Source organism: Rhodococcus sp. 14-2470-1b, from assembly GCF_002259415.1.
Classification (GTDB): Bacteria; Actinomycetota; Actinomycetes; order Mycobacteriales; family Mycobacteriaceae; genus Rhodococcoides.
On the sequence record NZ_NPFY01000016.1, the window covers coordinates 98184 to 111780 of the forward strand.

General features: G+C 64.5%; 14 protein-coding genes. 6 read left to right on the plus strand and 8 right to left on the minus strand.

Annotation, left to right across the window (positions count from 1 at the left end):
• Positions 1-5: 5 nt before the first annotated feature.
• The 7 genes from paaC to CH293_RS12580 all read right to left on the minus strand — a co-directional run bounded on the left by paaC (position 6) and on the right by CH293_RS12580 (position 5824).
• A complete protein-coding gene (gene paaC / locus CH293_RS12550) occupies positions 6-923 on the minus strand; it encodes a 1,2-phenylacetyl-CoA epoxidase subunit PaaC (protein WP_094720409.1) in 918 nt (305 codons plus the stop codon).
• A gap of 8 nt (positions 924-931) precedes the next feature.
• Positions 932-1294, minus strand: coding sequence for a 1,2-phenylacetyl-CoA epoxidase subunit PaaB (gene paaB, locus CH293_RS12555; RefSeq protein WP_037108029.1), 363 nt, complete (start codon positions 1292-1294; stop codon positions 932-934).
• Positions 1291-2235, minus strand: coding sequence for a 1,2-phenylacetyl-CoA epoxidase subunit PaaA (paaA, locus tag CH293_RS12560; RefSeq protein WP_094720410.1), 945 nt, complete (start codon positions 2233-2235; stop codon positions 1291-1293). The genes paaB and paaA overlap by 4 nt, the downstream gene beginning before the upstream one ends.
• A gap of 91 nt (positions 2236-2326) precedes the next feature.
• Positions 2327-3085: an enoyl-CoA hydratase-related protein gene (locus tag CH293_RS12565; protein WP_094720411.1), complete on the minus strand. Its 759-nt coding sequence runs from the start codon at positions 3083-3085 to the stop codon at positions 2327-2329.
• Positions 3082-3933 carry a 3-hydroxyacyl-CoA dehydrogenase family protein gene (locus tag CH293_RS12570; RefSeq protein WP_037108037.1) on the minus strand — a complete coding sequence of 284 codons (852 nt, stop codon included), beginning with the start codon at positions 3931-3933 and terminating at the stop codon, positions 3082-3084. Before CH293_RS12570 ends, CH293_RS12565 begins: the two co-directional genes overlap by 4 nt.
• Positions 3930-4649: an enoyl-CoA hydratase/isomerase family protein gene (locus CH293_RS12575; protein ID WP_094720412.1), complete on the minus strand. Its 720-nt coding sequence runs from the start codon at positions 4647-4649 to the stop codon at positions 3930-3932. The genes CH293_RS12570 and CH293_RS12575 overlap by 4 nt, the downstream gene beginning before the upstream one ends.
• Positions 4646-5824, minus strand: coding sequence for a thiolase family protein (locus CH293_RS12580; protein ID WP_094720413.1), 1179 nt, complete (start codon positions 5822-5824; stop codon positions 4646-4648). Before CH293_RS12580 ends, CH293_RS12575 begins: the two co-directional genes overlap by 4 nt.
• A 111-nt stretch (positions 5825-5935) precedes the next feature.
• Between CH293_RS12580 and CH293_RS12585 the strand changes: the two genes are divergently transcribed.
• The 5 genes from CH293_RS12585 to CH293_RS12605 all read left to right on the plus strand — a co-directional run bounded on the left by CH293_RS12585 (position 5936) and on the right by CH293_RS12605 (position 10498).
• Positions 5936-6553, plus strand: coding sequence for a TetR/AcrR family transcriptional regulator (locus CH293_RS12585; RefSeq protein WP_037108723.1), 618 nt, complete (start codon positions 5936-5938; stop codon positions 6551-6553).
• A 75-nt stretch (positions 6554-6628) separates the two neighbouring features.
• Positions 6629-8656, plus strand: coding sequence for a phenylacetic acid degradation bifunctional protein PaaZ (gene paaZ / locus CH293_RS12590; protein ID WP_094720414.1), 2028 nt, complete (start codon positions 6629-6631; stop codon positions 8654-8656).
• Complete coding sequence (locus CH293_RS12595) at positions 8653-8976, plus strand: EthD family reductase (protein WP_094720415.1); 324 nt, start codon at positions 8653-8655, stop codon at positions 8974-8976. Before paaZ ends, CH293_RS12595 begins: the two co-directional genes overlap by 4 nt.
• Positions 8977-8978: 2 nt before the next feature.
• A complete protein-coding gene (gene paaI, locus CH293_RS12600) occupies positions 8979-9374 on the plus strand; it encodes a hydroxyphenylacetyl-CoA thioesterase PaaI (RefSeq protein WP_037108049.1) in 396 nt (131 codons plus the stop codon).
• Entirely contained in the window at positions 9371-10498 is a 1128-nt protein-coding gene (locus CH293_RS12605; protein ID WP_094720416.1) for a CdaR family transcriptional regulator, read from the plus strand. Before paaI ends, CH293_RS12605 begins: the two co-directional genes overlap by 4 nt.
• On the opposite strand, the gene CH293_RS12610 is transcribed toward CH293_RS12605, so the two are convergent.
• Complete coding sequence (locus CH293_RS12610) at positions 10495-11886, minus strand: FAD-binding oxidoreductase (RefSeq protein WP_037108054.1); 1392 nt, start codon at positions 11884-11886, stop codon at positions 10495-10497. The genes CH293_RS12605 and CH293_RS12610 overlap by 4 nt on opposite strands.
• Positions 11887-12249: 363 nt before the next feature.
• Here CH293_RS12610 and CH293_RS12615 point away from each other — a divergent pair, with 363 nt between their 5' ends.
• Positions 12250-13551 (plus strand): MFS transporter, encoded by a 1302-nt coding sequence (locus CH293_RS12615; RefSeq protein WP_037108057.1) that lies wholly within the window; start codon positions 12250-12252, stop codon positions 13549-13551.
• Positions 13552-13597 lie beyond the last annotated feature (46 nt).

Below are 13597 nucleotides of genomic sequence, written 5' to 3' on the forward strand. Positions count from 1 at the left end.
CGTCGTCACCAGACTCCCTCCGGATGTGCACGGGCGACGACCTGCATCTCCGCGATCAACGGGCCGAATGCCTCGGTGTGGATTCCGCGTCGGCCGCCGCGGCCGCCGATGGTGCCGACCGACTTGCCTTCCGGCGCTTCCAACTCTGCCGCGTGCAGGACCTGCGCGATCACGGAGTCGAATTCCTCGCGCACATCTCGCGGATCCACTGCGACGCCGACCGTCGCCAGGGCGATCTCCTCGTCGGTGGGGACGAACAGCTCGGAGACATACGGCCAGATGCGGGTGATGGCCTCACGGACTCGACGCTTGGATTCGTCGGTCCCGCACCCGAGGGTCACGACCCAGCGTGCTGCGTAGTCGCGGTGGTAGGTGAGCTCTTTGACGCCCTTCTCGGCGACGGCCGCGAGGACCGGATCCCGTGAGTCCTTCAGACGCGAGAACACAGCGAGGCGCCATGTCGAGAACACGAGCAGACGAACGAGGGACTTCGCGAAGTCGCCGTTGTCGAGCTCGGTGAGCCGGACGTTACGGAAGTCCGCTTCGTCACGGAAGAACGCCAGAGCGTCCTCCGCGGGCGCGGGGGAGCTCTCGGAAATGAACGGGACCACGGCCGAATCGGCCTTCGCAGCGCGAGCGAGCAGGAGACGTGCCTGCCCGAGCAAGTCGAGCCCGACGTTGGCCAGCGCCACTTCTTCTTCGAGTTCCGGTGCGCGTGTGCTCCACTGAGCCAGGCGCTGTGAGCTGATCAGCGCATCGTCCCCGAGCATGAGGCAGTACGCGGCCAGAGCTTCGAGGTCGACGTCGTCCGGAACCGTGGTGTCGACGCCGGCGAGCGGGTCGTCGAAACTGGTACCGAATGCCCACTGCCCGTGTGAATCCTCGTCGACGAGGCCCTCGTAGGCGTTGTCATGATCTGTCATTGCAGGCCTCACATGTGGGGAACGTTGTCGGGAATCTCGTAGAACGTCGGGTGCCGGTACACCTTGTCTCCGCTGGGGGCGAAGAACGGATCCTTCTCCGAAGGAGACGATGCGACGATCGAGTTGGACGGCACCACCCAGATGCTGACGCCTTCGTTGCGACGGGTGTAGACGTCCCGTGCATGACGCAGCGCCATGTGGTCGTCGGCGGCGTGCAGGGATCCGACGTGCACATGATTGAGCCCCCGCTTGCCACGGAGAAACACTTCGTACAGGGGCCAATCTGCTTTGACCTGAGATGCTTTCGGCTCTACTGGCACATTCTCCGTCGGGACCGCGCCGTGTCCGCCTTCGGCGGTGAATTCAGTCATGATGCATTCCTTGCTGCAAAAGCCATCGCTGCCTCGCGAACCCAGGCACCGCCGAAGTGGGCTGCGCGACGGTTCGCGATGCGCTCGACGTTGGAAGCGCCGTTGCCCTTGATGACCTGCATGAACTCGCTCCAGTCGGGTTCGCCGAAATCGTGCGACTGCCGCTCGTCGTTCCACTCCAGGTCCGGGTCCGGGAACGTGACGCCCAGCGCCTCCGCCTGAGGAATCGACATGTCGACGAAACGCTGACGTAGCTCGTCGTTGGTGTGGCGTTTGATGCCCCACTTCATCGACTGCTCGGTGTTGGGGCTCTCGTCGTCCGGCGGACCGAACATCATCAGAGCAGGCCACCACCAGCGGTTCACCGACTCCTGAACCATGGCGCGCTGCTCGTCGGTGCCACGCATCATCGTCGCGAGTAGCTCGTACCCCTGGCGCTGGTGGAAGGATTCCTCCTTGCAGACGCGGATCATCGCGCGCGCATACGGCCCGAAGCTGCTGCGGCACAGAGGAACCTGATTGCAGATCGCGGCGCCGTCGACGAGCCATCCGATGGTGCCGACGTCCGCGTACGTCAGGGTGGGGTAATTGAAGATCGACGAGTACTTCTGCTTGCCCTCGATGAGCTTGACCGTCAGGTCTGCGCGGTCGGCTCCGAGCGTCTCCGCGGCCGAGTACAGGTACAGGCCGTGTCCTGCCTCGTCCTGCACCTTGGCCATCAGGATGGCCTTGCGGCGCAGCGACGGCGCGCGGGTGAGCCAGTTGCCCTCCGGCTGCATCCCGATGATCTCGGAGTGCGCGTGCTGGGCGATCTGGCGGATGAGCGACTTGCGGTAGCCGTCGGGCATCCAATCGCGGGGCTCTACGCGCTGCTCGCGGGCGATGGTCTCGTCGAAACCGCCCTGAAGCGCGTCGGCTTGCAGGGTCTCTGACGTGGTCATAAGTCCTACTTTCATTACCGAATGATCGGTCGAAAACTAGTATGCAACGAAGTGGCCTGGATTACAAGGCCCGCTCGGTCCGAAACCCGTATCAGCGGCCCTGAAACACCGGCTTCGCCTTGGCGAGGAACGCGTCCACAGCGGCCTTGTGGTCGACGGTCCGGCCGAGGGCGGTCTGCGCCCGAGCCTCGCGATCCAGGGCGTCGAACAGGCCGGAAGCAGAGGCACGCACGAGAGATTTAACGTGCCGATATGCCTCGGTGGGCCCTGTCGCCAGCCTGCCGGCGATCTGCGCGGCCGCGTCCCGCACCTCCTCGTCGGGAACCACGCGGTGCACCAGGCCCCAGTCGAGAGCCTGCTCGGCGGTGATCTTGTCACCGAGCAGCATCAACGCGCCGGCCCGTGAGCTGCCGAGCGACTCCACCAAGGAATAGCTGAGCCCGGAATCGCTGGCCAACCCGATTCCCGTGAAGGCGGTCGCGAACGACGATCCTGAGCCGGCAACTCGAACGTCCCCGGCCAACGCGATGCCGAGACCGGCGCCGACGCATGCTCCGGGGATGGCGACGACGACGGGAACGTCGAGACTCTTCAGCGACCTGATCAGAGGGTTGTAGTGAATTCCGACGGTGTCCATCGCGGTCTTGGGATCTGCCTGCAAGGCTTCGACGTGCTCAGCCAAGTCCTGGCCGACGCAGAAGTTCTTTCCCTCGGCGGTGACGAGCACGGCGCGAGCGCCCGCCACCCCGTCGACAGCCTGCTGGAACGCTACCTTGGTCTCGACGTTCAGCGAGGACCGCTCCAGGGTGATTGTCGCCAACCCGTCGGATATGTCCAGTCGTACGGTCATTTCTTCTCCCAGTCGTGGAATCCCTTACCTGACTTACGTCCGAGCTCACCACGCGCCACCTTGTCCCGCAGCAACCGAGGTGGAGTGAAACGGTCGCCCAGAGTCGACGCGAGGTGTTCGGCGATCGCCAGCCGGACGTCGAGGCCGACGAGGTCCGTCGAACGTAGCGGCCCCATCGGGTGCTTGTATCCGAGTTCCATCGCTCGGTCGATGGACTCGGCATCGGCGACGCCTTCCTCGAGCATGCGGATCGCTTCGAGTCCCAGGCACACTCCGAGCCGGGACGTCGCGAATCCGGGGGAGTCGTTGACGAGGACCTCGGTCTTGCCGAGCAACGACACCCATTCGCGGACGTGCTCCACGACGGCCGCCGACGTGGCCGGCGCTCGGACGATCTCCACCAACGTCGACGCCGGAACCGGATTGAAGAAGTGCATGCCGATGAATCGCGAAGGATCGCTCAGCGCAGCACCGAGCTCGGCGATCGAAATCGAGCTGGTGTTGGAGGCGATCACAGTGCTCGCCGACACCGTCTTGTCGATCAGCGCAAGTACCTCGACCTTGAGCGACGGGATTTCCGGTACGGCCTCGACGACGAGTTCGAGATCGGCGGGCAGATCGGTCGGGCCCGCGACGGTGGTAACACGCGCAAGGATCGCGGCGGGATCCTCGTCCAGCTTTCCGCGCTCGTGAGCCCGGGCCAACCCGGTCTCGACGCGGCCGAGCGCCGCTGCCTGGTCTGCCGCTTCGGCAATGGTCACGGCGGCGCCGAGAGCGGCGAAGACCTGGGCGATTCCCGCGCCCATCCTGCCACCACCGACGACACCGACGCTTACGGGAACTGTCATTTCTTCTCCAAAAATGCCGTCATGCGGCGTTGTTTGTCCTCGGTCTCGAACAGAACGGCTTGAGCGATGTCGTCGGCCCACGGGTGCGAACCGGGTGCATCGAGGATCGTTTTGGTCAGTTTCAGGGCCAATGGTGCTTGCTTGACGATGCGATCGGCGAGCGTGTGTGCCGAAGCCAGCGGATCGTCCACGATCTCCATCACCAACCCCGATTTCGAGGCTGCGTCGGCGTCGAGCAAGCGGCCTCCCAGGAGGACCTGTTTGGCGACGGACACCCCCACCAACGTCGGCAGCCGGTAGCTCGCTCCCGCGGCCGCCATGATTCCGAGGCCTGGCTCGGGATTGCCGAAAACAGCCGTAGCGGAGGCGATTCTGATGTCGCAGGCATACGACAGTTCGGCGCCGCCGCCCAAGGCGTAACCGCGGATGGCGGCGATCGTCGGCAGCGGAAGGGAAGCGATGCGGTCGAACAGGTTTCGGTTGATGCCGCGCAGAGCGTCGTCGCGCGTGCGTCGACGGAGCTGGTTGATGTCAGCGCCGCCGGCGAAGTGCTCACCGCGCCCGGTCAGGATCAGTACACGAGGATCCCGCTCGATCAGCGCGCACACGTCGTGCAGCTCCGAGATCATGTCGGAGTCGATCGCGTTGCGCTGCTTCTCTCGTGCCAGCGTGACGACGACGCGATCCGCAGTTTCTTCGACGACGATGGTGTTCACGGCGCCTCGATCAACATCGACACACCCTGCCCGACGCCGACACACAGCGTCGCCAGTCCCCGCGACGCCTTCTCGCGTTCCATTCGGCCCAGGAGAGTCAACAGGATGCGCGCTCCCGATGCCCCGAGTGGATGTCCGAGTGCGATGGCACCGCCGTCGGCGTTGACGATCGTCTCGTCGAGCTTCAACTGCCGGATGACGCCGAGAGATTGCGCGGCGAAGGCCTCGTTGAGTTCGACGGCGCCGAGGTCGTCGATCGACCACCCCGCACCTGCGAGTGCTTTGTGTGTCGAGGGCACGGGTCCGAGGCCCATGACGTGGGGTGCGACGCCTGCGCTCGCGCTGGTGACGATGCGGCCCCGCACTTCGAGGCCGTACTTGTTCACTGCCTCTTCGGATGCGACGACCAGCGCTGTGGCGCCGTCGGTGAACGGCGACGAGGTTCCGGCGGTGACGATGCCGTCCTGCCGAAACACTGTCTTCAGTGCGCCGAGCTTGTCCAGAGTTGTTCCACGCCGTGGTGTTTCGTCCTCGGTGACGTCCCCGGTCTTCGCGGATACCGCCACGATCTCGTCGACGAATCGTCCCGCATCCTGCGCGGCGACAGCGCGCTCTTGGCTGCGGAAGGCGAAAGCGTCGGACTCCTCGCGGGTGATGCCCTCCTGGCGGGCCACCTCCTCCGCGGTCTCGCCCATGGACAACGTCGTCTTGTCGTCGAAGCGAGGATTCGTGAAACGCCACCCGAGGGCCGTGTCGAAGATCTGACCGGGCTTGGCCCACGGCGTGCCGGGCTTTGCCATCACCCATGGGGCACGAGTCATCGATTCGACACCGCCCGCGACGATGACGTCTGCTTCTCCGCTGCGGATGGTGGACGCGGCACTCGCGACCGCGGTGAGCCCGCTCGCGCACAACCGGTTGACGGTGTAGCCGGGCACGGTGTTCGGCAGGCCCGCGAGAAGCACCGCCATGCGTGCGACGTCGCGGTTGTCCTCGCCGGCCTGGTTGGCTGCGCCGAGGATGACCTCGTCGATGCTGTCCGCGGGGACGCCCGCGCGGCGCACTGCCTCGGCGACGACGATCCCGGCGAGGTCGTCCGGACGGACCGTCGCGAGCGCACCCCCGTATCGACCATGCGGTGTACGTGCGCCCGCCACGAGAAATACTTCGCCCACTGTTCGCTCCTTCTCCGGTTCCTCTTATTAATAACCGAACATTCGGTCGACACGCAAGGGTGGGAGGCCTCGGTGCTGTGAAATGGAGCAGCGCCTGGGAAGATGTCCGACATGACAACTGCACGGACTCCGCGCCGCACCGGTCTGCCGGGACGCCCGGGTTACGACCTCGACTCGTTGTTGGCCGTCGCAGTCAAGGTCTTCAACGACAAGGGGTACGACGGCACGTCGATGGAGGTCTTGGCCGGACGGCTCGGTATCACCAAGTCGTCCATCTATCACCACGTGTCCGGCAAGTCCGAGCTTCTCGAGCTGGCCCTGTCGCGAGCGCTCAACGCCCTGTTCGCCGTCACCACGGAGGAGCGGGCCACTACCGGTCGATACATCGATCGGCTCGAATACCTGGTCCGGCGTAGCGTCGAGATCCTCGTCGCCGAGTTGCCGTACGTCACGCTGTTGCTGCGGGTGCGCGGGAACACCGAGGTGGAGCGTCGTGCCCTGGCCAGGCGCCGCGAGTTCGACGCCTTCGTCAGTGGCCTCGTGGTCGCGGCCGCCGAGGAGGGGGACCTGCGCGCCGACATCGATCCCGCTCTGGTGTCGCGCTTGCTCTTCGGCACGGTCAACTCGCTGATCGAGTGGTACAAGCCCCGGACCGGCGGCTCCGCCGACGCCCTGGCCGACGCCGTCGTCGCCCTGACCTTCGACGGTTTGCGTCACCGCCCCGAGTGAGACGTTCCTTGACATCTCCGCACCGGAGCGCGATGGTAATTACCGACCGAACGTACGGTGAGACGGAGAGATGCTGTGAGCAGATTGTTGGAAAGCTACGCGCAAGGTCGTTGGTTCGCCGCGAGTGACGAGGGCACTCCGCTGCTCAGCGCGATCGACGGAACCGAGGTCGCTCGTATTTCGTCCACCGGCCTCGATGTCGCCGGCATGGTGGACTACGCCCGCACGGTAGGTGGCCCGGCGCTCGCCGCGCTGACGTTCCACGAGCGCGCCGGCCTGCTCAAACAGCTCGGTCTGACGTTGATGGCGGGCAAGGACGAGTTCTACGAGGTGTCGACCCTGACGGGCGCCACCCAGCGCGATTCCGGCGTCGACATCGACGGAGGATTCGGGACCGTGCTGAGTTACGCGAGCAAGGCTCGGCGCGAACTTCCCAACGACACCGTCTACCTCGACGGCGCCGTCGAGCAGCTCGGCAAGAAGGGCACGTTCCTCGGCCAGCACGTCTACACGTCCCGTCGCGGCGTGGCCGTGCAGATCAACGCGTTCAACTTCCCGGTGTGGGGGTTCCTCGAGAAATTGGCGCCTGCGTTCATCGCGGGCGTGCCGTCCATCGTGAAGCCGGCGAGCCAGAGCGCCTATCTGACAGAACTCGTCTTCCGACGCATCATCGAGAGCGGAATTCTCCCCGAGGGATCGGTACAACTGCTGGCCGGCAGCGCCAGGGGGATCATCGATCATCTGGGCGGGCAGGATTCCGTCGCGTTCACCGGTTCTGCCGACACAGCGGCACAGCTGCGTGCGCACCCGAACGTTGTCGGCGAGGGTGTGCACTTCACCGCCGAAGCCGATTCGCTCAATGCGTCGATTCTCGGCACCGATGTGACGCAGCAGGATCCGGAATTCGACCTCTTCGTCAAGGGTGTCTTCACCGAGATGACGGTCAAGGCCGGACAGAAATGCACCGCCATTCGGCGCGTCCTGGTCCCACAGGCGCAGGTCGACCCGGTCATCGACGCGCTGGCGGCCAAGCTGGGGAAGGTCGTCGTCGGCGATCCCCGCGACGACGGCGTCACGATGGGTGCGCTCGCCAGCATCGATCAGCGCGACGAAGTCCTCAAATCGATTCGTGGCCTGACCAAATCGGCCTCGGTTGTCTTCGGTGACCCCGAGGCCGTCGACCCGCGCCCGGGCGCATTCATGGCGCCGGTCCTGTTGAAGGCCGCAGACGCGTCTGCACCCGAGCCGCACGAAATCGAAGCATTCGGCCCCGTGTCCACGGTGATCGGATACGACGACACCGCGGATCTCCTGGACCTCGTTGCCCGCGGCAAGGGCTCTCTCGTCGCCTCGCTCGTCACCAAGGATTCGGCACTCGCCCGCGAGATCGTGCTGGGATCAGCGCCGTACCACGGTCGCATCCTGGTGCTCAACAGTGAAGACGCCCGAGAGTCCACCGGCCACGGATCCCCCCTGCCGGTTCTGGTGCACGGCGGACCTGGTCGAGCGGGTGGCGGTGAAGAACTCGGCGGCATGCGAGGCGTGCTGCATCACATGCAGCGCACAGCGATTCAGGGCACACCGGATGTGTTGACAGCCGTCGGCAACAAGTGGGTGGCTGGTTCGGCTCGGATCACCGGTGACATCCATCCCTTCCGCAAAGACCTCGGTGAGCTGCAGCTCGGCGACACCATTGTCGGAGGTCCTCGTCAGGTCACCCGCGCGGACATCGACCATTTCGCCGAGTTCACCGGCGACACGTTCTATGCCCACACCGATCCCGAAGCGGCAGCAGCCAATCCACTGTTCGGCGGCATCGTCGCGCACGGGTACCTCGTCGTCTCGCTGGCGGCCGGACTGTTCGTCGACCCCGCGCCCGGCCCCGTTCTCGCGAACTTCGGCGTCGACAACCTGCGCTTCCTGACACCGGTGAAAGCCGAGGACTCGCTCACCGTGACGCTCACGGCCAAACTGATAACACCTCGTCAGAGTGCGGACTACGGTGAAGTGCGTTGGGATGCAGTGGTAGTGAATCAGGAAGGTGACCCCGTCGCGACATACGACGTGCTCACACTCGTCGCGAAGCCGGAGGGAGACAAGTGACTGCCCGTGTAGTCGTGTGTTACGGCACACCAGAAGATCCGGCCGCATTCGACGAGCACTACACCTCGGTGCATGTCCCGCTTGCTGCCACGGTGCCGGGATTGGTCGAATTCACTTACGGCAAAGCCAGTTCGATGGACGGATCCGAGCCGCCGTACTACATGATCGCGTACCTGGTCTTCGCGGACGAGGCGTCCCTGAAGGTCGGTCTGGGATCAGCCGAGATGAAGGCCGCAGGCAAGGACGTCCGCAACTTCGCCACCGGTGGAGCGACGATGTTCACGCAGGAGGACGTGCGGGTCTCATCGGTGGATCGGTAGTGATGGGACAGAACAGGATCGCTCACGAGATGTTCGCCGCCGACGCCGCATCCCGCAAACTCGGAATCGAGTTGCTCGAGCTGAGGGACGGCCACGCCAGGATGTCGATGGTCGTCACCGAGGACATGGTCAACGGTCACGCCATCACGCACGGAGGATACGTGTTCATCCTTGCCGACACGACGTTCGCGATGGCGTGCAACAGTTACGACGATGCCGCAGTGGCGGCGCGTTGCGATATTCGCTATCTGCGGCCGACGAAGGCCGGAGACGTTCTCGTCGCCGACGCCGTCGAGCGTGCACGCTTCGGTAAGAACGGCATCTACGACGTCACCGTCACCAGCGGTGACCGAGTAGTTGCGGAGTTTCGAGGCGACAGTCGTATCGTGAGTCGGTGAACTCGGGCGATCTGTCGGCTCTCGCCGATGCGACCGCGGCCGCCACAGGCGGTGCGGTCGCAGTGATGGATCCGCACGGTTATGTCGTCGCATACTCGTCGTTACCGGGTCAACAGACAGACGAAGTGCGGCGTGACGGCATTCTCGGCAAACGCGTACCGGACAAGTACCTGGTGCATCACCAGGATCCCGCGTTTCGTGCCAGTTCTGCGGTGCATGTCGTCGATCTCGAGGGGACACTTCCGCGGCTGGCGGTGGCTGTGGGCGATACGTCCGGTCACCTCGGTTCCATCTGGGTGATCGTGGCCAGGCAGTCGATCGACCCACCCGATCGCTCGGCTGTCGCGGCGATGGCGCGTGCCGCCGCCGCGGCGATGGCGCGTGCCGCCGCCGCGGCGGCACCCCTGCTTCGTGCGCGTGTGTCGCCCCGGCGGGACGGTTCGGACGAAGTACGGAAACTTCTGACGGACGATACGTTGACGCCGTCGGACCGTGGGTTCGTCGTGGTCGCTGTGGAGAGCGCACACCACACGGTGGAGTCGCTGATCGGGTTGCTCGACCTGACGATGACTCGCGGTCCTCACTCGGGATGCGCGGTGATCGATGGGGTCGTCTATGTGCTGCGTACTGTCGACGGCCTGCACGCGTCCACCGAAGCCCTGGTCGCGGAGGCGGAGGAAGTGCGTCAGCGCGCGTGCGCCACTGTGGGGATCTCGATCGCGATGGGGATAAGCGACGTACGTTCGCGACCGGTCGACGCACGCGTCCGTGCGAGAAGAGTTCTGGACGTGGTTGCGGGAGAGGGCCGGACGGCGACCTTCGAGCAGGTCGAGGTGAAACTCTTACTGTCCGATGCACGATCGGCGCTGGTGAACGTACCTCTTGCCATTCCTGCCGTCGAGGAGATGCTCGTGCACGATTCGCGGGAGGGGACCGCCTACGGGGCGACTGTGCTCGCACTGCTGGAGAACGAGTCAAACGTGGCGGTGGCGTCGGCGTCGTTGTACTTGCACGCCAACACGTTTCGCTACCGAATTCGACGGACCAAGGAGCTGTTCGGTCTCGATCTCGACAACGCCGACACCCGACTTCTGGTGTGGATGGCGCTGCGATTCACCGGCTAGCGCGCCCTGAGAACCTTGCCTGGGTTGAGAAGATACTGCGGGTCGAGCAACTCCTTGATGCCACGCTGAAGAGTGGCCGCGACAGGATCGAGTTCTTTCTCGAGCAGATCGCGCTTGAGCAGTCCCACACCGTGCTCACCGGTGATGGTGCCACCGAGTCTCAGTGCGACGTCGGCGATTGCGTCGAACGCTCGGTTGGCCGCATCGAGAGAAGCCGGATCCTCGGGGTCGACGATGACCGTCGGGTGGAGGTTGCCGTCACCGGCATGCCCGACGACGCCGATGACGATCCCGATACGCTCGGCGATGCGCTCGGACTCGTCGATCATGGTCGCCAGCGCGGACAGTGGGACCGAGACGTCGTCGACGAGAGGGGCACCGAGGCTTTCCAGCGCCGGGTACGCGAGCCTGCGTGCCTGCACGAGTTGATCGGATTCGGCGGCGTTCTCGGCGACCACCACCTCGGATGCGCCCGCTGCGGTACAGATCGACGCGATGGCGTCCAACTGAGCCGACGCGCCGACGCCGGTGTCGGATTGAGCGATCAGTACAGCGGCTGCATCGGAGCCGAATCCCATCTTGGCGTAGGCGTCGATCGCCCGAATCGTGGTGCGGTCCAGGAGTTCGAAGAGACTCGGCGTGATCCCCTGCGCGAGGGTTCGTGCGACGGCCACACCTGCAGCTGCGGTCGAGGGGAACGTGGCGGCCATGGTCAGCGGAGCGGAGGCGGGAAAGTCGAGGCCGACGGTGGCTTCGGTGACGACGCCGAGTGTGCCCTCCGAACCGACGAACAGCTCGGCGAGTGACAATCCTGCGACGCCCTTGACTGTGCGCCTCCCGACGAACATCGCACGCCCGTCGGCGAGAACGACGCGGAGCCCCCTGACGAACCGAGCTGTCACACCGTACTTCACGCAGCACAATCCGCCCGCGTTGGTTGCGATGTTTCCCCCGATCGTCGACGACTCCCAGCTCGACGGGTCCGGCAGATAGGTCAGACCTTGTTCGGCTGCGGCAACCTTGAGCTGCTTGTTGGTCACCCCCGGCTGGACGACGGCCACCCGATTGGCGACGTCGAGTTCGACTATCGCGTTCATGCGCCTGGTGTTGAGGGCAATGCACCCCGGTGTTCCGTTCGCTGCCCCGGACAGGCCGGTCAGTGCGCCTTGGGGCACGACGGGCACGAGATGCTTCGCCGAGAATCGCATGATCGCTTGGACGTCCGCTTCGGAGCTCGGAAAAACCACTGCGAGAGGTGGAGTGGAATCGCAGAGAGCGGCAGCGTCGTGGGTGAAGCTACGGAGTATGTCGGGGTCGGTCACGACGGCACCGTCGCCGAGTACTGCGATCAACTCGTCCAGATCGAGAACAGAGTTCGGCGATGTCATGAGAATCGAGTATGGCCGGTCTCACAAGCGATGTCTGCGTCGAGAACTACGAAGAAGTCCGGGCCGATCCGTAGTTTCGAACGATTCATGGATGTGTGTTGCTGTTCTGCGTCGCCGCCACAACCGAGTTCTTTACAGTGCGATGACTGGATGCAGAAGTTTTCGTGGATGAGATCTTGACAACATCCCCGGCTCCAGTCATGGTATTACCGACCGAACGGACGGTGGTGTGGGTCCGTCGGACTCCGGCTGTCGATCTCGACCGCTGCGGTAGGACATCGGATCCGAGTCCGCCCTCCGAGAAGACTTCTGCCGCGACGAACCCCCGTCGCGGTGAGGAACCGAAACGAAACGAGACAGTCGATGGCAACACAGACCTCGTCGCGCACCGTGGCGACACGGGAACATCGTCGCGCTGCACTGGCGAGCATGGTCGGTACGACGGTGGAGTGGTACGACTTCTTCATCTACGCCCAGGCAGCGTCGTTGATCTTCGCCAGTTTGTTCTTTGCGCCCATGGGTTCGTCGGGACAGTTGGTGGCCTACGTGACCATCGGCATCAGTTTCGTCTTCCGGCCCCTCGGCGCCGTGGTGGCCGGTTACTTCGGCGACAAGATCGGCCGTAAGAAGGTCCTGATTCTGACGCTGACTCTCATGGGGGCCGCGACAGTCGGGATGGGTTTGTTGCCGACCTACGCGACGATCGGCATCTGGGCGCCGATCATTCTGATCGTTCTGCGGATCCTGCAGGGCTTCTCGACGGGTGGTGAGTGGGGCGGCGCGGCGTTGATGGCCGTCGAACACGCCCCCAAGGGCAAGCGCGGAATCTACGGCGCCGCGACACAGATGGGTGTTCCGCTGGGCATGCTCATCGCCGTCGGCACGTTGGCGCTGTGCACCGGTCTGCTGACCGAGGAGCAGTTCGAATCCTGGGGTTGGCGGATCCCGTTCCTCATCAGCTTCGTGTTGATCCTCGTCGGCTTCTACATTCGACGCCGTGTCGAGGAAACTCCGGTGTTCAAGGAGCTCTCGGAGCGCAAGGAGCGCAACCACACTCCGGTGCGGTCGCTGTGGAAGACCAACAAGAAGCAGGTCATGCTGGCCGCTCTGTCGTTCATCGGAACGAACGGCAACGGATACATCATCGTCGGCGGGTTCATCGTCGCCTACTCGACGCGCGAGCACGGACTTGCTCGCGTCGACGTACTGGTCGCGAGTCTCGTCAGCGCCATGGTGTGGGGACTGTTCACGCTCGTCGGTGCCTACGCCTCCGATCGAATGCCGCGGACCACGGTCATGAACATCGGAAACGCGGCCATGATGTTGTGTGCCGTTCCGTTCTTCCTCCTGGTCGACACCGGCGAGTTGAAGTGGGTCTATCTGGCGCTGGTTCTGTTCGCCGTCGGTCTCGGTCTGTCGTACGGCCCACAGCCGGCTCTGTACGCAGAAATGTTTCCCGCCGCAGTACGATTCAGCGGTGCGTCCATCGGTTACGCGATCGGCACCGTTCTGGGCGGCGCTTTCGTACCGACCATTTCCGAGGCGCTGTTCAAGGGAACAGGAACATCGATGTCGATCTCGATCTACCTGATGCTGTTGGCCGCGATCTCGTTCATCGCGACCTCTCGTATCAAGAACCGCCGCGATCAGGATCTGAACGTCTGACGCAGCGGAGAAGGCCCCCGAAGCAAGGAGCTTCGGGGGCCCCGTC